This window comes from Parendozoicomonas callyspongiae (assembly GCF_023502345.1).
Classification (GTDB): Bacteria; Pseudomonadota; Gammaproteobacteria; order Pseudomonadales; family Endozoicomonadaceae; genus Sansalvadorimonas; species Sansalvadorimonas callyspongiae.
On sequence record NZ_JAMFLX010000123.1, the window covers coordinates 1 to 777 of the forward strand.

The 777-nt window shown below is 36.8% G+C and carries 1 protein-coding gene; it reads right to left on the reverse strand.

What is annotated here, in order from left to right; all coding sequences use genetic code 11:
* Positions 1–59: 59 nt before the first annotated feature.
* Positions 60–777 (reverse strand): hypothetical protein (locus M3P05_RS20570; RefSeq protein WP_249702016.1); only part of this gene is annotated, 718 nt, incomplete at its 5' end.

The window sequence follows — 777 nt, forward strand, 5'->3', positions numbered from 1 at the left end:
TAACGCCGCCATCAGCCGACGCCGCAGGCGGTCGGCTGGATGGCCTTGTTATAACACGTTTAGTAAGTATTAAAGTTCCTTACTAATTCATAAGTGATTTTGTTGTTTGTAGCTTTGAAGACTTTTATCATTGCGCCTTTGTATGCGACAGTATCTCCTTCCCGCAAATCCATTTTGAAATTTGTAGTAAATGCCGACCTGGCTAAATTATTAGAAAATTCTCTATATGTGAAGTTTAAAATTTTTCCAGATTTACCATTGTACTCTATTATTTGTTGAAATGAGTTTTCAGCAGCACAGAATGCATGCGGTTTATACGATACGGATATTTCTGTTGAATCGTAGCAACCTAAACTGATCCCACTAGGACAAATCTTGCCAGCACTTTTGTCATAGGAGACAAAGTTAGAATAACCAGTAATATTTCCATATGTATTTTTTAAGGCAATCGCTTGATTGTTTGTACTGTAGTAATTGTTAGAGTTGTTATTTCTTTTACAGTACACACCTCCATCAATAGAGCTATAAACACCAGAAGCACTAGTAATGGTTATGCTATCACCATAATACCCTCTCCCTTGCTTAAGTAAGGTATCACCAAGAAATACTTCTCTCTTTTCATTTAAATTTGGAATTGAAACGTCAGTGTAATGTACCTTCGGTGTGCTTGCGCAACCAGTAATGATCATCGCCATAATACTTGTAAAAGCGATTTTTTTCATTCTTAAAGATTCCTTCTTGAGGGGGGGGTAGATATTTTGTGTAGTGTTATAACGC